The organism is Paenibacillus spongiae (assembly GCF_024734895.1).
Lineage (GTDB): Bacteria > Bacillota > Bacilli > Paenibacillales > Paenibacillaceae > Paenibacillus_Z > Paenibacillus_Z spongiae.
On record NZ_CP091430.1, the window covers coordinates 4,928,534 to 4,951,306 of the forward strand.

Annotated in this window: 25 protein-coding genes, 1 tRNA gene and 1 pseudogene; 8 read left to right on the plus strand and 19 right to left on the minus strand. The window is 45.0% G+C overall.

Annotated elements, in window-relative coordinates:
• Position 1: 1 nt before the first annotated feature.
• From L1F29_RS22415 to L1F29_RS22430, 6 genes and pseudogenes are all read right to left on the minus strand, one after another.
• Positions 2 to 238 carry a hypothetical protein gene (locus L1F29_RS22415; protein ID WP_258384266.1) on the minus strand — a complete coding sequence of 79 codons (237 nt, stop codon included), beginning with the start codon at positions 236 to 238 and terminating at the stop codon, positions 2 to 4.
• 130 nt (positions 239 to 368) lie between these two features.
• Positions 369 to 1,661 carry a DNA modification methylase gene (locus L1F29_RS22420; protein ID WP_258384267.1) on the minus strand — a complete coding sequence of 431 codons (1,293 nt, stop codon included), beginning with the start codon at positions 1,659 to 1,661 and terminating at the stop codon, positions 369 to 371.
• Entirely contained in the window at positions 1,651 to 1,815 is a 165-nt protein-coding gene (locus L1F29_RS34235) for an HNH endonuclease signature motif containing protein (protein WP_309252328.1), read from the minus strand. Before L1F29_RS34235 ends, L1F29_RS22420 begins: the two co-directional genes overlap by 11 nt.
• Positions 1,812 to 1,949 carry a hypothetical protein gene (locus tag L1F29_RS34240; protein ID WP_309252329.1) on the minus strand — a complete coding sequence of 46 codons (138 nt, stop codon included), beginning with the start codon at positions 1,947 to 1,949 and terminating at the stop codon, positions 1,812 to 1,814. Before L1F29_RS34240 ends, L1F29_RS34235 begins: the two co-directional genes overlap by 4 nt.
• A gap of 7 nt (positions 1,950 to 1,956) precedes the next feature.
• Positions 1,957 to 2,043, minus strand: a pseudogene (locus L1F29_RS34675) (hypothetical protein); the annotation flags it as partial.
• Between the two features lie 129 nt (positions 2,044 to 2,172).
• Positions 2,173 to 2,721, minus strand: coding sequence for a site-specific integrase (locus tag L1F29_RS22430; protein ID WP_258384268.1), 549 nt, complete (start codon positions 2,719 to 2,721; stop codon positions 2,173 to 2,175).
• A gap of 615 nt (positions 2,722 to 3,336) precedes the next feature.
• On the opposite strand from L1F29_RS22430, the gene L1F29_RS22435 reads away from it, so the two are divergent.
• Both L1F29_RS22435 and L1F29_RS22440 read left to right on the plus strand, forming a co-directional pair.
• On the plus strand, positions 3,337 to 3,819 hold the full coding sequence (locus tag L1F29_RS22435) for a YozF family protein (protein WP_258384269.1): 483 nt from the start codon (positions 3,337 to 3,339) through the stop codon (positions 3,817 to 3,819).
• A gap of 265 nt (positions 3,820 to 4,084) precedes the next feature.
• Positions 4,085 to 6,127, plus strand: coding sequence for a S9 family peptidase (locus L1F29_RS22440; protein ID WP_258384270.1), 2,043 nt, complete (start codon positions 4,085 to 4,087; stop codon positions 6,125 to 6,127).
• Positions 6,128 to 6,363: 236 nt separating this feature from the next.
• On the opposite strand, the gene L1F29_RS22445 is transcribed toward L1F29_RS22440, so the two are convergent.
• From L1F29_RS22445 to L1F29_RS22485, 9 genes are all read right to left on the minus strand, one after another.
• Complete coding sequence (locus L1F29_RS22445; protein WP_258384271.1) at positions 6,364 to 6,744, minus strand: hypothetical protein; 381 nt, start codon at positions 6,742 to 6,744, stop codon at positions 6,364 to 6,366.
• A 250-nt stretch (positions 6,745 to 6,994) separates the two neighbouring features.
• Positions 6,995 to 7,270, minus strand: coding sequence for a hypothetical protein (locus L1F29_RS22450; protein ID WP_258384272.1), 276 nt, complete (start codon positions 7,268 to 7,270; stop codon positions 6,995 to 6,997).
• 19 nt (positions 7,271 to 7,289) lie between these two features.
• On the minus strand, positions 7,290 to 8,606 hold the full coding sequence (gene dnaB, locus L1F29_RS22455; RefSeq protein WP_258389773.1) for a replicative DNA helicase: 1,317 nt from the start codon (positions 8,604 to 8,606) through the stop codon (positions 7,290 to 7,292).
• A 7-nt stretch (positions 8,607 to 8,613) separates the two neighbouring features.
• Positions 8,614 to 8,973: a replicative helicase loader/inhibitor gene (locus L1F29_RS22460; RefSeq protein WP_258384273.1), complete on the minus strand. Its 360-nt coding sequence runs from the start codon at positions 8,971 to 8,973 to the stop codon at positions 8,614 to 8,616.
• Positions 8,960 to 9,700 (minus strand): DnaD domain protein, encoded by a 741-nt coding sequence (locus L1F29_RS22465; protein ID WP_258384274.1) that lies wholly within the window; start codon positions 9,698 to 9,700, stop codon positions 8,960 to 8,962. The genes L1F29_RS22460 and L1F29_RS22465 overlap by 14 nt, the downstream gene beginning before the upstream one ends.
• 146 nt (positions 9,701 to 9,846) lie before the next feature.
• On the minus strand, positions 9,847 to 10,110 hold the full coding sequence (locus L1F29_RS22470; protein ID WP_258384275.1) for a hypothetical protein: 264 nt from the start codon (positions 10,108 to 10,110) through the stop codon (positions 9,847 to 9,849).
• A 20-nt stretch (positions 10,111 to 10,130) separates the two neighbouring features.
• On the minus strand, positions 10,131 to 10,382 hold the full coding sequence (locus L1F29_RS22475) for a helix-turn-helix domain-containing protein (protein ID WP_258384276.1): 252 nt from the start codon (positions 10,380 to 10,382) through the stop codon (positions 10,131 to 10,133).
• A 361-nt stretch (positions 10,383 to 10,743) separates the two neighbouring features.
• A complete protein-coding gene (locus L1F29_RS22480) occupies positions 10,744 to 11,076 on the minus strand; it encodes a helix-turn-helix domain-containing protein (protein ID WP_258384277.1) in 333 nt (110 codons plus the stop codon).
• 22 nt (positions 11,077 to 11,098) lie between these two features.
• Positions 11,099 to 11,356, minus strand: coding sequence for a helix-turn-helix domain-containing protein (locus L1F29_RS22485; RefSeq protein WP_258384278.1), 258 nt, complete (start codon positions 11,354 to 11,356; stop codon positions 11,099 to 11,101).
• 169 nt (positions 11,357 to 11,525) lie between these two features.
• Between L1F29_RS22485 and L1F29_RS22490 the strand changes: the two genes are divergently transcribed.
• The 3 genes from L1F29_RS22490 (at position 11,526) to L1F29_RS22500 (ending at position 14,276) form a co-directional block, all read left to right on the plus strand.
• Positions 11,526 to 11,909, plus strand: a complete 384-nt coding sequence (locus L1F29_RS22490; RefSeq protein WP_258384279.1) for a helix-turn-helix domain-containing protein — start codon at positions 11,526 to 11,528, stop codon at positions 11,907 to 11,909.
• 73 nt (positions 11,910 to 11,982) lie between these two features.
• The gene (locus tag L1F29_RS22495; protein ID WP_258384280.1) at positions 11,983 to 12,993 is read left to right on the plus strand and encodes an ImmA/IrrE family metallo-endopeptidase; all 1,011 of its coding nucleotides are present in this window, start codon (positions 11,983 to 11,985) and stop codon (positions 12,991 to 12,993) included.
• Entirely contained in the window at positions 12,993 to 14,276 is a 1,284-nt protein-coding gene (locus L1F29_RS22500) for a tyrosine-type recombinase/integrase (protein WP_258384281.1), read from the plus strand. Before L1F29_RS22495 ends, L1F29_RS22500 begins: the two co-directional genes overlap by 1 nt.
• 21 nt (positions 14,277 to 14,297) lie before the next feature.
• Here L1F29_RS22500 and L1F29_RS22505 read toward each other — a convergent pair whose 3' ends face one another.
• From L1F29_RS22505 to L1F29_RS22515, 3 genes are all read right to left on the minus strand, one after another.
• Positions 14,298 to 14,447, minus strand: a complete 150-nt coding sequence (locus L1F29_RS22505; RefSeq protein ID WP_258384282.1) for a hypothetical protein — start codon at positions 14,445 to 14,447, stop codon at positions 14,298 to 14,300.
• A gap of 204 nt (positions 14,448 to 14,651) precedes the next feature.
• Positions 14,652 to 15,539: a TetR/AcrR family transcriptional regulator gene (locus tag L1F29_RS22510; RefSeq protein ID WP_258384283.1), complete on the minus strand. Its 888-nt coding sequence runs from the start codon at positions 15,537 to 15,539 to the stop codon at positions 14,652 to 14,654.
• Between the two features lie 20 nt (positions 15,540 to 15,559).
• Entirely contained in the window at positions 15,560 to 18,724 is a 3,165-nt protein-coding gene (locus L1F29_RS22515; RefSeq protein WP_258384284.1) for an efflux RND transporter permease subunit, read from the minus strand.
• Between the two features lie 170 nt (positions 18,725 to 18,894).
• Between L1F29_RS22515 and L1F29_RS22520 the strand changes: the two genes are divergently transcribed.
• From L1F29_RS22520 to L1F29_RS22530, 3 genes are all read left to right on the plus strand, one after another.
• Positions 18,895 to 18,971: transfer RNA gene (locus L1F29_RS22520), tRNA-Arg, on the plus strand.
• 517 nt (positions 18,972 to 19,488) lie between these two features.
• Positions 19,489 to 19,857: a hypothetical protein gene (locus tag L1F29_RS22525; protein ID WP_258384285.1), complete on the plus strand. Its 369-nt coding sequence runs from the start codon at positions 19,489 to 19,491 to the stop codon at positions 19,855 to 19,857.
• Between the two features lie 253 nt (positions 19,858 to 20,110).
• The gene (locus tag L1F29_RS22530) at positions 20,111 to 20,926 is read left to right on the plus strand and encodes a phytanoyl-CoA dioxygenase family protein (RefSeq protein ID WP_258384286.1); all 816 of its coding nucleotides are present in this window, start codon (positions 20,111 to 20,113) and stop codon (positions 20,924 to 20,926) included.
• Between the two features lie 175 nt (positions 20,927 to 21,101).
• On the opposite strand, the gene L1F29_RS22535 is transcribed toward L1F29_RS22530, so the two are convergent.
• A complete protein-coding gene (locus L1F29_RS22535) occupies positions 21,102 to 22,505 on the minus strand; it encodes an extracellular solute-binding protein (protein WP_258384287.1) in 1,404 nt (467 codons plus the stop codon).
• Positions 22,506 to 22,773: the final 268 nt, after the last annotated feature.

Sequence of the window (22,773 nt, forward strand, 5' to 3'; positions counted from 1 at the left end):
TTCACATTCTACGAGACTTTCTTAATTCTTGCTCTTCTAGGCTTTTACTTGTAGTTATGTCGTCCTTTAATATTTGAATATCCATTTCGATCAACTTCTTTAAATCATCGACTGTAGCTATCTTTATCCGTCCTTCTTGAAAGTCTTTAATCCACTTTGCAATGCCAGCCTGAACAATCGATCGATACTTTGTTTTAGTTCTATCGAGTTCATTGATTATCTCGTTAGTTTTTTTCATTGTGGTCACCTCTGGCTATCCTGTATTATGGATATAGAGATAGTGGCTCAGTAACAACCGTGGCCACGGCTATCCACTATCTTAGCCAGGGAGACCTGGGCGGGGGAGAGCGTTGGTGCGCTCTCCTTTTTTATACTACGAGCTCATCACTTGAAAGAAGATTAGGTTCTGTTCCTGTTGACTCTCTAAAGCGTTTTAATATGACATCGCAGAATATAGGGTCAAGTTCCATAGTGAAACAAGTCCTCCCCATCTGCTCACAGGTCATTAGTGTAGAACCACTGCCACCAAACAAATCAACCACTATATCCCCTCCTTTGCTGCTGTTACCAATCGGTATTGCAAGCAAATCAAGCGGCTTCTGAGTCGGGTGTACATATTTGTTAACATCACCGCGCGATACTTCCCACACAGTTTCAGGTGATGGATCTTCTATCGGAAGTCCTGCCCGCCAAATGGTTGTTTGTTTTCGATCACCGTACCAAGCTGGTGATTTTCCTTTCAGGTGTCCATAAAACACAGGCTCATGCTTGAATTTATACTGAGCAAAACCAAATGATGACGCGTTCTTAACCCATACACACTGCGTTCTAACGCGTATACCAAAAGCATTCATCGCGTTTTCAAAAGCCCTTTGGTACGAGGATGCGTGAAAAACATATATTGCTGCCTTAGGGTCCATTATGGATGCGTAATTAGAAAAGACCATACACAGGAAGTTGTCAAATTCATTGGCTGTCATGTTATCATTCATAATGCTGCCTCGTCCGTCCTCCTGCAATCGAGCTGAATCGCTTTCGAAAGCTACGTTGTAAGGTGGGTCAGTAACAACAAGACTTGCCTTATTACTGCCTAAAAGGCGCTGAACATCATTTATTGAGGTTGAGTCCCCGCACATCAGAATGTGCCTCCCAAGCGCCCAGACATCACCCCTTTTAGTAATTGGTTCACGGATGGTATCCAGAGCCTTGTTAACATCAAAACCATCATCCTCGACCAACACGGGAACTGATATATCGTTGGGTAATTCCTCAATAATCCTATTTAGCTCATCAACAGAATAACCCGTATGATTAGATAGATCATCGATATGAAAATGCAGTGATAACTCTGTTACAAGGGAGGCAAGTAATTCCTCATCTGTCTTCCCCCGAAGGTGGGAAAGGCTGATATTTAGCAGTTTAGCTTCTTCTTCAGATGATTGAACAATAACACATATCATTTCTTCTATTCCTGCTATTTGCGCGGCCTTCCAACGTTTTTCGCCTTTGATGATTGTTAAGTCACTGCGGACTAAAATAGGCTGCAGTACGCCGTACCTCCGAATGCTTTCCACAAGAGAATGAAAAATATGATCCTCCATTGTGTTCGGGTTCCATTCATTAGGCTTTAAATCACCATGACGTATTTTTTCAATTTTCATTTCCAAATCCCCCGTCATATCTCGCTGTTTTTTTATCATGATGTGATTTGCACAATGGTTGCCAGTTGTTTCTATCCCAGAACAATACTTTATTTCCCTTATGCGGTTTGATATGGTCAATTACTGTCGCAGCGTTAACCCGGACCTCTTTCATGCAATAAATGCATAGTGGATGCTCACGCAAGTAGCTTTCACGCGCCAGCCGCCAACGATGACCATAGCCGCGCTGTGCTGCTGATCCACGTTCTCGGTCAGATCTCTGCCACTCAAGCTTGGCATGTTCCTCACAATACCGACTCCTTGTCAGCTCACTGCATCCGACCTTACTACATGGCTTTTTGGGAAGTAGCTGCAAATAAATCACCTGCTTAATAGTTAACATAAAGTGCGATTTGAATTTCACATAACGTACATTGTGTTAAACTCACCCTGCTTTTGAATGCCCTGTAAATACTGGGGTAGAACCGGTATATGCAAATGAATTACACCTATCCTTCATATGTGTAACTGACTATGCGCGATGACGTTTAAGGGCCGTATCCAGCGTGTCCTGAGCCATGCCAATATAACGTAATGTGATCTGCGGGGAGGCGTGATTTAAATAATTCATCAACAGGCCAATGTCCTTGTTTGTTGTGACATTGTAAAAAATATACCCAAACGTCTTCCGCAATGTATGGCATCCCATTTCAGACAATCCGAATTCGTCTCCGATGTCTCGCATGATTTTGTACGCCATCTCTCGGCTAATCGGACGATTGACACCTTCGCGACTTTTAATAAGATACTCATGCGGCGACTTGCCTTTAACGAACTCCTGCAGCGCTCTCTTTAATTCATCCGTTATCAGCGCTCGCTTCTCTTTTCGCGTTTTCTTCTCGCGAATTGAGATGTGGGACCCTAATACATCCCGTACCCTTAACCGTAAAATATCGCTTATTCGAAAACCTGTATTGATACCGATGAGGAACATAATATAGTTTCTTGAATTCGTTTGTTTTAAATGGTTCTTAATGTCGGCCAAAACTTCTTGATCTCGGATTGGCTGTACAGTGTTCAAACAATCACCCCATCTCGAGGTAACCACTCTTCCTTGACGCATCTATCTTTTGGACAAAATTGCTTCGGCGCTTCCCACCGACCCCATATGCAGCCGCGGCACTTGGCCGGCTGCTGCCGCTTAATTTGTTCGATATCCTGAGCTTTACGACGATAATATCGCATCCGGCCACTGCCTCCTTTCCATAAAAAAAGAGCCGAATGGTCGGCCCAAAAAATTATCTACTTTGCAAGTAGACACGAAAAAGTCATGTCCACTTGCAAAATAATAAAGGGGTTTTGAACCCCGCCTCATCTTCACACGCTTGGCAACTAGTGCCTAAGGTCGAATGACCCACCGCATGACCGAGTCCTACGATTGATAAGGGTACAGTAGGATTCACCCGAGCTTGTTAGCTCCATGAATCTACTGTACCCCTCGGATGTAGACAGGTATTGGACCGCACTGAGACATGAATTGGACAATTCCCCAACAAAATAATCTGATGATGTGGCACTAAGCTGATGGCAAGTTTTCTTAATAGATGAATATGCATTTAAATTTACTTTATTGTAATAAATTCCGATTTTCACTCCATACTAAGGTTACATTTAGAAAACGAACTGGAGGATATAGATGAATCAGAAAATAACTTGTTTTTTTCTCATGATACTGTGCTTATCAGTTAGTTCAGTAAACAATGTAGAAGCTCAATCACGAAAAATTCCAGATCCATATATTAAAAAAACTGAACAATGGTCGGTTCAGATTGATGACCCCATTTTTAACAAACAGGGTATGGCAAAACCTAAGCCTGGTATTGCTAATATGTATAGCGTAGTAATAAAAAATACTGGAGAAACACTTCACAATGTAATTATTGAGGGCTATAGAAACGATCCGGAATCTCCTACAAAATTCGGATTATTTTCAACCGCTATTGGAAAAGTTGCTTCAGGTGTAGAAGCATTTTCGCATTCCAACCTCCCTGTATCTATAAGAGCAAATAATATTGAGATAGTTATATCATGGCAGGATAACCCAAAAGCAATTAAAGGGCAAACTATAGAGGGAAGAAAGTATAAGCAAACCTTTACCTTCGCAGTTAATCAGAACTAAAAGATTTTCCTGGTTTTAAAGATACCTAATTTCCCCACTAAAGGGCATGAGAACTTAATAAACAATTAGAAAGGTAGCCGGGCGATCGGCTGTCTTTTTCTCAACTAACGGGCAGTTTAGCGCAACTAACAAGCTCCGACGGGCAAGTGTGGTGAGCACTCATTAGTTACAATCCTTTCTCAAAAAATTTCATTGAAAAGAGGAAATACTTTACTGGTGGAGAATATATGTTCCTGTTGATGGAAAATGTAATGGGAGGTAAATAATGGTGAACAAGGTAACTGACGATACATTAATCAGTGAACAGCTAAAAAACGATGTAATAGCCGCTAACTACTTTGATTATGAAGAATTGTCACTTTCTCCAGATGACCGTGAAGCTCTGATCGTTTTCGGAAATTATGATATGCCTTATGAAGAATATGTTTATGGGAGGCGTAATCGTTCAACCTGGCTCCTAAATCTTGTTAACGGCGATTACACTGAAATTCTGTCCTCTGATGAAGATGCCCATGCTCCACGCTGGTCTCCTGATGGAAGCATGATCGCTTATCTTTCTTGTATTTCTGGAAAAGCGGAAATTTGGGTAATGAATCAAGATGGTTCAGGGAAAAGACAAATTTCTAATACTCATTCCCCTGCACAAAATCCTTTTCAATTTACAAAGCTTTGCTGGTCTCCTGACGGGAAGTGGATTGCGTACACGCTTATGCCAAATGGCGACAGACATTCTCTGAATTATGATTACAGCAAGAAGAAACCCTCAACGGATATCATTGTTCATAAAACAAGGAAACAGGATAATAAGGGATACTTTGATTACATTTCTTCTCTATATCGATCCGAGCTGTATATTATCGACACGATTACTGGGGAAAACAGAAAGTTGATCCATCATTCGGATGGAGAAATTGACATAGTCGGATGGGATGTCGGAGGTACGATAGTAGTCAAAGAAAATAATGAACTGAAGGAAGTTTTCGTTTCTGGATCTGAACAAAAACTTTTGTATTCGGGAGATGCAGACCTAGTCAAAATGAAAGGTCGGACCTTATATATCGCTTCAGTGTTGCATTCATCGGTTGAGATCAATTTTCTGGATGACGGTAAGTTTCAGCAACTTTGCAAAGTAGAAACTCCAGGATATGAAGTAAAACTCCATGATTTTAGTTTCGATGCATCTCATGTATTTCTTACAGCGCAAAGAGGATTATCCAATTATATGTTCTCAATAGAAACTTCCACAGGAGAACTGAAGCAGTTGACAGATGATGCAAGGGTTGTATATTCATATGGGCACACTGCCGGGGTAAAATGTTTGCACCAAGAAAACTCCCTAATTTTCCCATACAGCGGTCCAAGCGAACCTATGGAAATTTGGAAATTATCTGAAACAGGAAATAAGGAGAAATTAAGTCACTTCAGCGATAAGGTCATTACTTACCCAATTCCTGAAGTGAAGGTTATTAAATATGAGAGTGACGGCTGGAGCATTGAGTCGCTTCTTGTACTTCCCGTTGCATATGAACCAGGAAATCAAATTCCTACTCTTGTGTATTTACACGGCGGACCCGAGGGAAAAATTATTGCGGATTTTAAAGAATTGAACTGCGCGGGAGGACAAAGTGCGGCTTTTTTCCTCGCCAATCAAGGATACGCCGTGTTCATGCCGAATTTTAGGGGGAGCAGCGGATACGGCTTAGAATTTGAAAAGGAACTTGGGAACCAGCAAATTATGAGAAATCCTTTCAAGGATGTAATGACGGGTGTGGATTATTTGATAGAACAAGGAATTGCTGATCCCGATGCAATTGGAGTTTATGGATTCAGTTATGGCGGTGGACTTTCGACATGGATCGTCTCACAGACTGACCGTTTTAAGGGAGCGATTGGGATTTGTGGCATCCACGACTTTCTGCACTGGGATCGTAATTATGGAGTTCCTTTTCATGCCTTACGGCCCAACCGATTAGGGGAAGCTAATCCAAAGGATATGTGGCTCAAACCTGAAATATATAAAGAACTATCGTCACTAGAGAATATCGGGTCGCTTCAAACACCTGTCTTGTTGATTGAAACAGGGAACGAGAGGCAATGGGACGGTCCACGTTGGAATAGCGATGCAAAGACCCTATTCTTGGGTTTAGAGGGTCTCGGAATTGAAACTTATTTAGTATGTTATACTAAAGCCGATCATGGTAGCGGATGGAATCAAAAGTATCAAAGAGACTATTTAAATAGAGTTTTAGTATGGTTTGAGCATTGTCTAAAAGGAATGCCGTTACCAGAATGGTTTGCAATTAATTGATGTTGATGATTAGACACCTAGGTTCAACTAAAGAGACTCGATAGCTCAAAGGATCAGATCGCAGTATCGGTTTGATCCTTTTTTGTTGAAGTAATTGTAAAAGGATTTCAGAAATTTATTGAACTTACGGAGAACGATAGCTTAATTTTGGTAAGAGGCAGTCTAAGACTTTATTTCTTGTCCCAGACTACCACTGTATTTATATTGATCATTCTAGGACTTTAAAAACAACATCTTCAGAGATAAAGAAGCGAATTCGCAACCGATTCAATTCCGTCAAGAATTTTACGGTCAATCGTCTTGTCACAATAATCCCAGCCAGAGAAGCGAAGAATAGTAGCGGCTCGCGAATTTCCTCTTAGAAATCGGTACTCGATAACACTCTTTACGTCGTAGTCAACAATTTGATTAACTGCGCGTTCTATAATTCGCGTATATCGCGTCGTGCTTTCCTGTGCTTCTATTTGTTTGACTGTCTCTGGAGGGTTCCGTTCGAAATCGTCTAAAATCATTTTCATTCGACGATATCGGGAAAGCATCGCCTTAGCTTTTTCAATATCCTGCCTCGTTGCTTTTGGAAACAATTCCAATTGTTCATCAAGAGCCATTGCCAACATTCCCCTCGTTCCTCTCTATGTGTTATAGTTGGATGAGGAAGAATGTTTTTGACTGTGCCCCCGGATACCGTTCCCCAACGACCTCGGGGGTTTTTCTATGACCAGAACAAATGTCCAGTAATTAGTCCAAACAGATATGCTATCAAGATCGACAATAAGAATTCTGTCTTCGACCGGCCTACCAGTACAATCACACTCCTTTCTATGATTTAATGTACTTCCGTATTCATTATGTTTCGTCACTATTGATCTAGAATTGCATTTCAAGCTGGCCACCGATCACTTCTTCGACGAATCGATAGGCTTCCGACAGATTCGAGATAACCCCTCGGTCCATTATGCTGCCTGCCGAACTGCACCACGTATAAGCAGCATTGCAGTATTGTGAAACGACGAATGCCTTCAATACGCCACCATGCATACCGGCAAAGCGTTTGTCTTCAGTCAGCGCGACAATCTCGATTTCAACAGAACAGTTTTTAATGACTTTTTGTATAAATGCATGATTCTTCTCAAACTGTGTCAAGCGCTCCCTCCTAACCGGCTTAATGACTTCGATCCAGTGAAACGAATTTATTGAAGTTCTTGAGGAATGCCAATTCAACTGTTCCCACTGGACCATTCCGCTGCTTAGCGATAATGATTTCGATAATGTTCTTCTTCTCGGATTCCTTATCGTAGTAATCATCTCGATAAAGGAATGCAACGATATCGGCGTCCTGCTCGATCGAACCAGATTCCCGAAGGTCGGACATCATCGGGCGCTTATCCTGTCGCTGCTCAACGCCTCGGCTAAGCTGGGACAGTGCGATTACCGGAACTTCAAGCTCCCGAGCGATCTGCTTCAAGGTACGAGATATCTCCGAAACTTCCTGTTGCCTGTTCTCTTTGCGTTCCCGGCTGGAAATTAACTGAAGGTAATCGATTAGAATAAGTCCAAGTCCTGCATCTTGTTTCTTTAATGCACGGCACTTGCTCCGGATCTCAGAGACAGTAAGCGCCGGAGTGTCGTCAATGAATATGTTGGCATCATTCAGGTTGCCGATCGCCATCGTAACGTTTTCCCAATCGCCTCCCTCCATGTAACCGGTACGGATACGGCTAGCATCTATGTTTCCTTCAGCGGAAATCATTCGGTTAACAAGCTGTGAGGCTGACATTTCGAGACTGAAGATAGCAACGGTCTGACCGGCCCTTACGCCAACGTTTTGAGCAATATTAAGAGCAAATGCCGTTTTTCCCACGGAAGGCCGAGCGGCAACGATAATAAGGTCATTTCGTTGGAAGCCGGATGTCATTTTGTCCAGGTCAGTAAATCCCGAGGGTATCCCGGTTACGCCATTCTCGGAACGATTATGATACCGCTGCTCTAATTCTTCGAAGTTACTTATGCAAACATCCCCGACTCGCTTAAACGTTTGCTCTGCAGCCGCTCGATCGGCCAGTCCTGCACCCGTTTCATGCATACCGGCAACAATAGACCTTGCATCACCTGAACGCATGGCCTCGATAAGCCTTTCCTTGTATTCAAGAATTGCTGCTCGCTGCAAATAGCGGTCAAGTACAATCCCGGCATAATGAGAAGCATTCGTCGCAGTCGGTACAGAATTGCCGAGTTTCGTCATATAGCTAATACCGCCGACCTTGTCCAGTTCCTCACGGTCTTGCAGCGTTGACGTTAGGGTAACGATATCAATCGGCTTACCTTCATCCCTCATTTGAACCATTACACGGAATAGCCTGGCATGAGGCTCGAAATAAAACTCATCCCCTCTTAACGTTTCACGGAGCTTGTCCAACGCTTCAGCCGATAAGATTGCAGATCCTAGCGCTGCCTGCTCCGATTCAATGCTTCGCGGCATCCAGCTCTCATTGATTTCTACGAGCGGCGTTTCGTTCTGCAAACTGCCTCACCCTTTCTTTTACACTCTCGGACGGCGGTACAGCAGTTCGCTGGTAATGATTAAGATCGCCGATAAATTGATTTGCATCCGCCCGAAGATGATCATGATATACGGTACTGTGATCTTTCCCTTTTCGCAAATCAGCTATCGTAGGCGGCCACGTTGGCGTCAATGCCGCATACTGTTCAAGGTTATCCCTAGCCATATCAAACGGTATGTCTGCCAGCAGTTTAGCCCATGAAGCGACCTTCTCGTCGTCGCCTCCGAAGTTTGAATAATAGCGATTGATGTAAGCGAATAGCGTATAAACTTCAGACTTCTTCAAGCTCGGCTTCCCTCGCTTTCTGTTCAAAATAGGCTGCACGATCCTTTTGATTGCTAGATCCAGTTCGGTTGAACTTCTGGCTTTCGGCCTCTTTAAAAGCCGTAAGTGTCCTTATCCCTCGATCTAAGCAATTCTGGAGGATACCCCATAGATAGCGGATATCCTTGCGTTTCTGTCTCGTGAGATCAACAGCATGGGTAATAACGCTAACCTCAATGCCCTCATCCATGAAGCCGGACAACTCCTGTGCAACGGTTGAACTGATTCTGCCTGGAAACAGATTTTCGAGAGCTCTAATCGCCTTCATGAAATTCAGGTCCACAATTTCAGACGGTTCACCACTATCTGGTTTAGTTTCGTTTAGTTTAAATAATGCTGAACCTTTTACCTCATGGTTTGCCTCATACTTTGCCTCATACTTTTCCTCACGGTTTACCTCATTTTTTGAGGTAAGAGGAATAAGGCGATACTTTCCGGCTTTTTTCTTGCCCTGGCTTATGTATTCGATCCTACCTTTCTGGACCAAATAGTTACGGTGCTTCGTCAGGGTGTTCTCGGTGACGCCTACTTTTGCCTGTAACAGGGGATTAGCTACTGTAAACCACTCTGGCCATCCACTCTTATTTGCAGTCGCCATAAGGTGAAACCACAAAGTTTGTGTGGATGCTTCCAACGGATTTGTTTCGAGCCAATCGAAGAAGGCGTTCATCTCGCGCAAATAATTCATACTTCACCGCCTCGACGCCGTTCATTATTTCTTCACTTTGAAACTATGTAGCTGTCAAAGTGCATGATGCAATTACTTACCTGCATCCTCGGGAGCCCGATCTGTTCGAGCTGCCGACGACAAAGGCAAATCCTTTGTCGCTTGCTTTAAGCCTCCGATCTTGCGCATACTTGCTCTGACATATATACTGGAGTTAGTTGAATATTTAGCTTTACCTCGAAATGATCGCCCTGGCCGGCGGTCATTTTTCTTTTTGCCTCTGCGATTTCCGTTTCGATAGCTTCGATTTCCATCCATAAAATCCGATCCCAATTTCCTACTGGCTGCTGAGTGTGCTTCAAGCGTCGATAATGATCCGTCAAATCCATGATCCGCTGCCGAGCTGCACGAAAATCATATGTAAGTTCCATGTTTCTCACCTCACGTTTTATTAAGCTGCACCAGTGACTTGTAATACTGATTGCATAATGGTTGCTGGGTCAATCCCATACAAAAAAGCAATTCCTGCTTCTGACGCGTTCGTGATCTTCGTCCAGTTCACAAACGTTGTGACATCAAGTGTTTTTTTGTCTTGCTCGATTTTGCTTATACATGACTGAGTTCGATGGAGAAGCCGAGCCAGTTTCTCTTGGCTGATCCCGGCTTTCTCACGAACAGTTTTTAATAGCATTCCAGCGGTCATAGTGACGTTCACCCCCTTCATTATTCCGAATTGGAATAAGTCCAAATTGGAATTTCAGGGAGAATCCGATGTTATAAAATAAAGTCATACCGTTCCCCAACGTTATTGAGCTCGTCCCGACATCATGCGAATACAGTGTCGGGATCTATTTTTATGGATTTGGAATGTCATTAAATTCGACAACCCATTCAGCAGTATCGTAATCGGGTTCGAGATGTGTCCCATCTTCGTCGAAGGGTACAAGCACCAGCTCTTGATAGTTATTCATTTTGATCAGCTCCTTGGAGGGTTATGGATGAAGCAACAAATTAATATCTGTTCGCTATGCCGACATTTGGGAATTAATCTGCCTGACGAGTTCTTATTTTGCTCGCCAAACACGATGCCTTAATTCCGTCGGTTTAAAGACCTCAACCGTTTCTTTAATTTGATCTAAATTTTCCCGGAGACTAGACCGTTCCAATTCGTCCATAAATTCATCCAGTGTCGACAGCCGGAAAACATACCTTCCGCGAAGCTTAATATGAGGAACCTTCCCGGCTCGGACATCATTCATCAAGGTATCATGGCTGATACCGAGGTATTCAGCAGCTTCCTTTGCATCAACTGTCGCACGCTTGATGGCTGGTCGTTTTGCTAATTCCTCTAACACGATTGCACGGATTAGTTCGGATTGGTCCTGGGTGCTTTGCATTTGAAATAACTCCTTTCTGTTATTAAGCAGAATCAATTTGTAATAATTTTGAGCTTTGCTCAAATTTTGCTTGAAAAAAAATAACATCATTCAACTCATTTAGGTTAACTCCGAATTTCTCTGCAATTGCAGGTAGATGTTTTGCCTTTAATTCGTTCTCACCTGTCTCAATTCGAGAATATCCACCTGGGGTTCGGAGGCCGAGGGCTTGTGCCATTTCATGGAGTGGAATTTTTTTATCAATCCGCATTTTTCTAAGCTTTTCATAATTAACAAGCATTTTTCTCACCACCCAAACTTGATGTTTAATCAACTTACGACTATATTATTTGATGTAATATCAACTTGTCAACACAAATTTGCTATTTACTCAAATTACTTTCCCGTTAAAGATTGCAATGGTATTCTGAGTTTGATGTATTATCAAATTATTTAAGGGAGCGCTTATCTTGTCCCTAGGAAAAAGAATTAAGAAGCTCAGACGAGATGCAAAACTTACTCAGAAAGACCTTTCCACAAAACTTGATGTTGATCATACAACGGTTTCTAAATGGGAAGCTGATATATATGAGCCAAATGCAGAAACTCTTGATAAATTGGCCACCCTGTTTAGTACCTCTGTCGACCGATTGCTCGGAAGATCCGATGAGTTACTCGTTACGCAAAGTGAAGATCAAAAAAAGATTGAAAAGGATGAAGCAGGTTTCGGTAGGGCTTTTTTCGGAGGAGCGGACAACTATACTGAGGAAGAACTTGAAGTTGCCCGAGCAGCAGCAAGGGCTGCTGTTGAGGCCCTACGAAAAGTAAGAAACCAGCAAGATAATAAAAAATAGTGGCCCTTCCATTGGGCTATTATTTTTAACCATAAAACAGAACATATGTTTGTATTTAAGGAGAATGTTCAACATGAGCAGTTTTACTTTAGACCTTTATAAGCCAAATGAAATTGAGCTGTGGATCGCTAAGCAGTATCGTATGAATGGCATCTTATCTTCAACAGATATGGATATTGATCGAATAGCAACTATATTTGGCATACATGTCCGAACATACGATGGACCAACATTTACTGAATGGTTAGATGGTGAATATGCCTTGATTTTTCTAAACAGCTTCCAGACAGAGAAGAAGCTTCGAAAAGCATTTTTCCATGAGTTGTGTCACCCTCTTCGTCACGCAGGCCGTCAGGATAGTCAGCATATGAGCCAAGCTCTTCGGGATCTCCAAGAAGCACAAGCGGCGAGTTTTCAACTCTACGCAAGCATGCCTTGGTATATGCTTTATGAGTTCGAAGGATTTTCTAATGACTCTTTATATATAAAACGTCTCTCTGAGGCTTTCAGGCTGCCTCTAACGTTCGTGAATAGTCGAATCGAACAGATATACCGACGCATATCACAAGCGTCTTACGATCGAAATATGAGCGTCTTGTTTTCGAGTTATAGATCACTCTCCTATCGAACTGAAATCGATGACCTCGATAATCAATCATCGAATTATCAGGAATACGACCAACCGCTATCCATCCTGTATAAGTACGACGGCTTTTATAGGCGAGATATGCCTCAATACATAATTTTAGATACTGGCTCAGTTAATTGGGAAAAGACTCTCTTTATCGAAATCAAGGCTCCATTCGAAGATTCCGTCTATGACGAACTGTCTTCGGATCAGATCGTCATCGTTGTTCCGAAACAAGTTTATGTGGTTATGGATGACGACAAAACTGGCTGTATTGGTATTAACATGCCCTTATTGAAAGAGTACATGGAGAATACTATCGATTTTGTGAAACTTGGACATACCCATACTGATATTGAACGCCTTTCAATCAAGATCAAGGACCTGGAAGAGATGCTTTTTAGCGACATTGGATCCACGATCCAAAGAAGCAAACTACAAGAGGAGTGGTTTTGATGGCTACGAAAGAAAAGCGAGGTAAGAATTCATGGAGGCTTACTGTGGAGGCAGGAACGGATGCTAATGGTGAACGTATTCGCCGGCGAAAAACCATTACAGTGGATGACCCTTCGATCCTCCGATCGGCGCGGCGTCTCGAAGATTATCTCGATCTTGAACTTGCAAAATTTAGGATTGAGGTTGAAGCAGGCGAATACATAGCGCCGGAGAAGATGCAGTTTGTTAGATTCGTCGAGTTGTGGCTTGATAAGCATGCGAAGAAAGAATACTCACCACGAACACTGGTTAATTACATATCACGGTTAGAAACGCATATAGTTCCGCGATTTGGACACATGATGATTGATAAAATCAAACCCATGCATGTTGTCTCTTTCAAAGATTATCTAAGCACGCCTGAGGCGCGTCTCGATGGAAAGAACAGCCCTCTTTCCGAAAGTTCGCAATTATTTATTTTCAAGGTACTTCATGCTGTCATGAATTCGGCCAAAGAATGGCGAGTCATTCCAGAGAATCCCGTCGATGCTGTATCACCTCCAAAAGTTATGAAGAAGAAAAAGGATGTGTACGGCGAAGAAGAAGCAATACTTGCAATCCAAGCATTACTTAATCTGCCCAAACTGTGGATGCTTTATTTCCTCGGTGCCATGATGGGTGGATTCCGCCGCGGTGAGCTCCTAGCACTCGAGTGGCCAGATGTTGACTTTGAACGTAATGCGCTCATGATACGTCAAAGCATATCATGGACAGAGGGAGGCGAAGCAGCGGTCAAAGGAACGAAAGAAGATACAGAGGAATGGGTTACAATGCCTTATTGGTATATGGGCATGTTACGGCAATATCAAGCCGAGTGGGATGAAGAGCGCGAGATGATTGAAGATGAAGATTGGCAAGGTGGAAATAAGTCCTACGTATTTCACTCTGGATATGGTCGCCCATATTACCATGATACGCCGACTGGAACCTGGAGAAAGTTTCTGAAGAACAATAATCTGAGGCCGGTCCGATTACATGACCTTCGCCATACAGCTGCGACACTTCTCCTTGAAGATGGCGTTGATCTGAAATTGATACAAGAGCGGCTGCGGCATGCCAGACACGAAACAACGGCCGACTTCTATGCACACGTAACGAAGAAAGCTAGCCGCGGGGTTGCTGATCGTTTAGAAAAATTCAATCCAACGAACTTGGGGCCATTGGGGCCTAATTGGGGCCAAGATTCTACAATCGACCCCAATAACACACTTCTTAGACCTCCAGGCAAAAGGAAAAAGGCTTGATTCTACGGGCCTTTCCCCTGTTTAACCATATAGCAAAACCATATTAATCAAAATTCCCAAGCTTGAGGCGAGGGTTCGATTCCCTTCACCCGCTCCATAATGATTTCCTGAAATTCCCATAACCATAAAGCCTGCAGAAGCCTCGATGATCGAGGCTTTTTTTGTTGTCATTCCAATCCGCTTGGCTTCAACTGCAGCATGAATGATTCATTTCTACTTTACCGCATAAAATATCTTTTTAACCACCACCTGCCTCGAATGAACAAAAAAGATTGTCGAGGATCATATCCGTGCAGATGCTATTAATGTTAACCGTATATGATCCGTACAAAAAAACGCCCGCCCCACGATAAACGTGGACAGCGGGCGTTATGCTTATAGCAGCTCCAATATTTGACTCTCCAGGTGCAGCACCTGCTTCTTAATCTTCGCCGAAGGTACAGACTTCAGCAAAGCCACCATGCCTTTGATCACGACAGGTTGAGGCTCCGCTTTATCGAATTCGGCAGCGAGCACCTCCAGCGTCGATTGAATCTCCTCCAGATCATCTTCTTGCAGACCGGCTTGATCCGCTGTCTTCTTCAAGGCGTCGATTTCCAGAAGGATCCCCGTCTTCCCGCCTTGACCGGCCAAGACGGACGCGCTCCATTGTTCCAGCGTTTCGTCACCCAGGACGATATCCGCTTTCGATTGAATCAGCTGAGTGATCAGCACATGGGTCCGATCCCGCACATAACTGGCCAGCTTCTCGTTGTCGAAGGTTTGGATGCCCATGACGACAAGGCTCAAGTAGCCGTCCATGATGGCTTGAAAGATTACCGCCGCATCGCAGGCATACGGCCTTACAGACTCTCCGTATACCCGCACGATGAGCTGATAGGTGTAATAGAGCCCCTGCCTGCGTGCGCCTACGATCAATTCATGCAGCTCGGCATTTACTTCAAATCTCTCCTGCATCATGATCGAGAAGAAGCTGCTGTGTTTGTCATAGATGCGATAGCTCAAAATGACATGCTCGCGGAGCAAATCATCCGATGACAGATCGTCCCGTTCTATAAGCTCTTGAAAATCGTCATTAATGTTTTTCAACCAATATTTGATGATCGACAAGAGAAGATCATCTTTGGACTTGAAATAAAAGTATAGCGATCCTTTCGCAATCCCGATCGAGTCCGCTATATCCTGAATCGAAGTGCCCCGAAAGCCTTTTTCTGAAAAGCACTTGATTGCGGCTTGAATGATTTGCTGTTTTTTTCCTTCCAAGCGTATTCACCGCCTTCTTCTTATTCGTCAGCGGTTTTTCTGCGGAATTTGACCAAGAATTCGTATACGATCGGTACGATGAGCAAGGTCAGCAGAGTCGAACTTGCCAGCCCGCCGATTACCGTTACGCCAAGTCCTTTTGAAATCAATCCGCCGCTGCCGCCTTCGAAACCGAGAACAAGCGGAAGCAGTGCGCCGATCGTTGCAAGTGCCGTCATAAGAATCGGTCTAAGACGCGTTCCAGCCGCTTCAATAAGCGCTTCTCTGGTGCTCATACCGGCCTTCTCCATGTTCAATACGCGGTCAAGCAGTACGATCGCATTCGTGACAACGATACCGATCAACATGAGCATGCCCATCATTGCCGTTGCGCTGATCGTCTCGCCGGCCAGATACAGCCCTACCAGCGCCCCGATAATCGTGAACGGCAAGGAGAACAGAATGGCAAACGGCGTTATTGCTCCGCCAAACGTAATTACGAGCAGCAGGTAGACGATCGCAACCGCAGCTGCCATAGCAAGTCCAAGCTGCGTGAATGTTTCATTGATTTGCTCGGTTACGCCGCCGAAATCAACCTTGACCGTTGCCGGCTTCTCAAGTTTATCGACTGCTGCCTGCAAATCGGCCGAGACCTTGCCTACGTTCTTATCCTTGACGTTAGCGGAAACCTCGACATAAAGCTTGCCGTCTTTACGGGTTACCGTATTGGCCGAGGTACCCTTCTCAACCTTCACAACATCTTTAAGCGCGACCGAAACGCCAAGCGGCGATGTAATCGTCTCATTCTCGATGTCCGCAATGGTTTTGTACTGCTTTTGATCGACTTCGACATATACTTTATACTGCTTGCCATCCACTTCGACCTCGGTGAGAACCGGACGCTCGCGAACCGGGCTAAGCTTCATCGCGACCTGACCGGCAGTCAAGCCTAGCTTGCTAAGCTTCTCTTGATCGGCAACCAGCGTATACTGTTCATACGTTTTGGAAAGCGAGGTATCGACTTTCTCGAGCGAGGCGTTCTTCTCCATCAAGCTTTGAATGTCGGCGACAACCGGTTTAATGTCATCGTAGCTGTCTCCGTATACGAACAGGCTCAGCTTGCTTCCGCCCATTCCGCCGCTCATGTCCATTTGGCTCCATTTGCCTGTCGGCTCCAGCTTCGTAAGCTCCTCGACAAGCTTGTCCTTCTCAGCGGAAAAGTTCTTCATGTCATTCTCGTACTGGATATAGAACAATGCACTCTTGTTTGGACCGAAGCTCATCGGGTTTTCGCCGCCGACCGAATATTGGAGGTTTGTCATCCCTTCACGCTTCATAATAAGCTTCTCCGCTTCAAGCGCGGTTTGTTCCACATCCGATATCAGTTTGCCTGGGCCTGGCGCGTAAGTGACCATCGCGTACTTCTCTTCTTCTTCCGGCAGGAAGCTGACGCCGACAAGCGGTGTCAAGAAGCAGCTGCCGATTAGAATGATGACCGCCGATGCGAATGTGATCAGCTTATGATTCAACGACCAGTTTAATACTTTGCGGTAGAAAATGCCCAGTCTTCCCGGCTTCTCGTCATGCGTCTGGGTTGCTTTAAGCCCTTTGCGGAACATCATATGCGTCATCATCGGCACGACTGTAATGGCAACCAGAAGCGACGCCAGAAGCGCGAATACCATCGTAAGCGCGAAAGGCATGAACATTTCGCCGATCGGTCCGCTGACGGTACCAAGCGGGAGGAATACGGCAATGGTTACTAATGTCGAAGACAGAATGGGAATGAACATCTCCCGAGTCGCATCGATAATGAGTTCCTTGCCTCTTAATTTCTCGGAGCGCATTGCCATCCGTCTATAGTTGTTCTCAATGACGACAATGGAGTCGTCCACAACCCGCCCGATTGCTACGGTCATCGCTCCAAGAGTCATAATATTGAGCGTAATATCCATCTGCTTCAATATAAGCAGTGCGATAACGAGAGAGAGCGGAATGGACACGACCGAAATAATCGTCGTTCGGAAATTGCGCAAGAAGAACAGAATGACGATTACGGCAAACAATGCGCCGAACAGCGCTTTATCGACCATTGTACTAACCGAGTCTTCGATTGGCTTGCCTTGGTCCAACAGGACGACCGTACTTACGCCTTCATGATCGCTCATGAACTTATCGGCCGCATCTTTGACTCCATTGACCACTTCAACGGTATTGGCATCGGAAGCCTTGGTAGCATTGATACCGATCGACAGCATACCGTTCGTACGCGAAATCGACTCCGCCTTATCGATCAGCTTCACATCGGCAATATCGGAAAGCTTGACCGTCGGAATCCCCATTGCACCTGCTCCTGCTCCGGTACCAGCTCCTGCGCCCGCAGCCGGTGCTTGCGGCGCTTGAGGCGCCTGCATACCGGCGCCGCCTGCTCCGCCAGCTGCTCCAGCACCGCCAGGCGATGAAGGAATGACAGGAATAGCCACATTATTCAGCTGTTCAAGCGTCGTTACATTTCCATCCACTACAATCGTCTTCTCTGAGCTGTCGAGTTCAAACAGACCCAGCGGCGCTTTGATGGCGGAGGCTTGTACAATGCCTTTGACCGTTTCTTCCGAGAGGCCAAGCTCCGCCATCTTGTCTTTCTTGAAGGTTAGCGAGACTTCTTTCACATTCTGACCTGAAATCGCGACCGATCCTATGCCGTCAATACCTTCAAGTTCCGGCTTAAATTCGTTCTCGACAAGCTTGGTAACTTCCTCAAGCGACATATCCTTGGCCGAGACACTGAGTGAGATGACTGGAAAATCGTTCATGCTGAATTTAGATATTTGCGGATTCTGTGCTCCTTCAGGCTTCTGATAGCCATCCAAAACTTCGCGAAGCTCAGTCTCCGCTTCCTTCAAATCCTTCGAATAGTCATACTCAACGATAATCGAGGAGACATTCTCGCTCGAAGTCGAGCTGACCGCTGTAACCCCGTTTAAGTTCGTGATTCGCGTTTCCAGCGGTATGGAGACATTATCCGCGACTTCTTCTGGTGCTGCACCGACAAATACGGTGTTTACCATCAGAACCGGCACGTTAATGTTTGGAATCGTTTCTTGCTTCATGTTAAGACCGGAATAAAGACCTCCGGCTATTACGATGAGCGTCATGATCCAAATCGCAAACTTGTTATTCAAAGAAAACCGAATAATACCTTTCACTCTTCCACTCCCTATCTCTTTTTAACTAGATTTGACCAATATTCGAGTATAATAAGATTTTATTTGACCAATGTTCAAAAGTCAAATAAACCGCCGGTCAATCGTTGAAAAAATAAATAAAAAAACTCTTGCATTCATAAAATATACCATGCTATAATAACGTTTGTCGTGTCCCAGTAGCTCAGTTGGATAGAGCATACGCCTTCTAAGCGTACGGTCGGGGGTTCGAATCCCTCCTGGGACGCCATTAGGTCACGATCAGTTCAATATGATGAGAACAATAAATCTCGGAAGCCTTGATATCATTGGGTTTCGGGGATTTTTTAATTTCGCCAAATGTTCAGCAAGCAGCTGGAAACGATATGTTTTGAATTTTTTTATACTTTTTTTACACACGATTAGACTAATGAATCAACTTCACCTTTGAAATACGCATAAAATGGATTGAGGTTCCATGTATCATCCTCATTCAATGAACAAGATTCAAGCCATAATGCAAAGAAAAGAGCAGGCGGGGCTAACCCGCCTGCTCTTTTACGTATTCAATCCATTCTGAGTAACACGAAAGGGCTGAGGATATGAAGCTCAGAATCTGAACATTGCCGCGCTGGCACTCAGCTTCATCTCCCTGATCGTAACGCTCTTCAAACGGTGAACGCCGTGCAGCTACCCGATAAGTATCGTTAGCTAATATCGTGGATATGGATTAATAAATTCGTGCAAACTATTATTGTATATAGAACGACTGCAAAGGAGAATCGTTAATGCCAGAAAAACCGATAATTGTATATTTCAACTCTCCAGATCAAGCTAACAAGGCTCTTGAGAAAATGAAAAACGAATTTGAGGTGATCGAGTCAGGAATTGACCGATTCGATGGTTACCCTGGTGAAGGTTACAATCCTAACAATCCGCTTACAGGAGATATACCGAGTCTTGGTTCTTTGACGCTAGGCGGAAATTTTGATAGGGATTCAGGTATTTTGGCTGCTACAAGCCCAAGTGCGAGCGGTTATAGTTCCGGAGGACCGGGCAACATGGTCTCTGGCGTAGATATCATTCTGACTGCGATCGTCCAAGAAGAAAACGGCGAAAGGGCAATGGAGATCGCTCGCGAGTGCGGCGCTCTTTAAATATAGCCACTCACGGCGAATGCGATGCTCCAGCCCTTCATAATCTTACCTATGCTCTCGCCCTCTCGCGGCGGGAGCTTATTTATGCCGCCTTCTTATTAAGCTCCCTCGGTACGATATAATTTCCTTTTTTACGATTTAGCGGATCAAATCCGTCCACTTCCTCTGCGGTTTCCTCCATTGTCGCTTTCCCCCGTTTCCTTGATAATTGGATCATGGACATTACATTCCAGCAAACATGGAGGCGGTACCTATGGCTATTAGTTCCAAAGGATCGGTTAAATTGACGGACTCCCAGATCGATCAGTACAGAGAGCAGGGATATTTAATCGTCGAGCAGATACTTACGGCCGACGAATGCGATGAGCTTAACGCGAACGCCGTTGACATGATTACCGGCAAAATTCCGCTGGGAGAAATGAACGGCATCTATATGGAACCTGAAGCGGTCAATAAAGGGCTCGTATCAAACGAAAAGCCCGATCCGGCCTATTTATTCAAACTTGGTCACCAGATGCATATGACCGACGCGATTTTCCGTTACTATGCGATGCATGACAGCATTGCCAATACCCTGAACGATCTCCTCGGAGCCGATATCAAATGCCTGCAAAGCATGTATATCGACAAGCCGCATAACCTCGGAGTCGGCCAGCCGTACCATCAGGATTCGTACTATATCAAAACGGAACCGAACACGCTGACGGGCGTATGGATTGCGCTCGACGACGTAGACGAACAAAACGGCTGCCTTCATGTCATCCCAGGTAGCCATCGCGAGCCCATTCTTCCGCACGAAGTGCCGGCCGACGAGCGCCAGCGAAAATATTTTCAGGAAGTACATGCTGCGAGGGGGAAGGCCGAAATCGCTTGTCGGCTGAAGAAGGGTTCTGCCGTCTTCTTTCCTGGCACAATGCTGCATCGTTCGGGAGATAACTTGACGGCGAACCGGCAAAGACGGGCGTATGTGCTGCATTATGCGAGCGCGAAAGCGAAGCAGCCGAACTCGGCCGGCGCGCGAAATCCGCATCTGCTCGTTAGAGGACGCCAGTACCCGGGCTGCGTTTAATCGTGGCCAGATGTAATGCGGCATTGTTTTATGACGGATCGCTAGAAGAGGCATACAGGCATTGCACAACGCACACAAAAAGGAGGTCGACCAGTAACTTCTGGCGACCTTATGGATCTCACGCAAAGATAAAGCTATCGACCCTATCGATGTACAAAGTTGGCCGGATACACCATTACTTCTTCAGTTCATCCAACAGCGCTTGCGTAAATTTCGTCATATGATCCAAAAAAGCTTTTGGCTCGAGCGTACCTGCCGCCACCTCGCCAAACTTCTGGTCGAATTCGCCTTCGTATTGCACCGGAATGAACGGAGGAAGCTTAGCGGCCTGTTGAAGCACGTCATAGGCGATTTTCATGACGGGGTCGGTTGCGGTTTGCTCCAGAAAATAAGGGTTATCCTTGATTCCTGAAATATTCCCGAAGATTTTCAAATTCGCTTCGGCTCCATCCTTGCTTGAGCTGATCCACTTCAACAGCGTCCAGGCTGCGTCTTTGTTTTCTTTCTTGCCGAGCGTCGTCAATGAAAGACCATGTCCGCCGATCCACAAGGACTCCGCCGGCATCGGCGTAAGCTGCAGATCCGGATTCAGCTGTAAATTCTCCTGCACATGTACGATAACGTTTGGCTGAAGAAGCGACTTTCCCGCAGCAAAGCGGGCTGTATTCTCCGGCAGTGATGCGTTTAATTTATTCATCCGTTCATCATCGATATTTTCTCGTTTGAACTGTATCATCCATTCGAGCGCTTCGACAATCTTCGGATCGTTGAACGTAACCGTGTTGGCCGCCTGATTGTAAAAGCTTGATGAATCCGCGCCGTTTAAATAGGCGAACGTCAACAGGCTGTTGAAGTTGCCGTAAACTTCAAACGGCGAGAAAGTGGTCATGACCTGTTCGCCGTTCTCGACGATCCAATAGCTTTTCAGAAAATCTCCAAGCTCCTGAAGGGAATGCATTTCCGGAATTTCAGTATTTCCGTATTGCTCCAGCACCTCGCGGTTATAGAGAATAGGAAAATTCGGATCGACCAGGAACGGCAGCTGCCATACTTTCCCATCGGGATCGGTACCTCTTTTATACGCCGGTTCGTAAAACATGTCGGGATTAACGTCCGGATCCGACTCGATATAAGGTGTCAGATCCTCGATCAGGTTATCCTTGACCCAGTCGCGCGGAAAACGACCGCCATCGGCGATAATGATGTCCGGGGTATTGCCGGCGGATATTAAGGCAGCCAGCTCGCCAGTGCCCTGTTCCATGTAGTTCACCTTAATATTGGGATACACTTTGTTGAATTCAACCATCATTTTATTGAATTTGTCGGTTATGCCGCCTCCCCATCCCGAAATCACGTTTACCTCGCCCTGCATGGACTTGTCCGATTGATTAGACTGTTGTTCTGTCGCTTCATTCGTGCCTGAATTGTTTCCTGTCTCCTTGGTGTCGGTTTCCTTAGAAGTCCCCGGATCGCCGTTTGTCTGGCCGTTTCCCCCGCTGCAAGCCGTTAAGACTGCAACCATGAGCATAACCGCACATGCGGCACTGAGCAGGTTGAACCTTTTACGATAGCGTTTCATCATTCATTCCTCCAATGAACATATTTTCATTTAAAAAGCACTCTCGCTGCTGTCTTACCCCCTTCCGTCAATGCTTGGATATATTTTAGTTCGTTCATTATGAATTCGTTGTGAATCTTCGGTCCTCAGGCGGAGCGCCAAAACAACAAGAAAAACCGGAAGGGCCGCTTATATCGGCGGTACCTTCCGGTTTTCTCTGTACTCCATTACTCCGTTATGACTTGTCGGACTTTCCTGCCAGCTCGATGATCATTACGACGAGGATGAG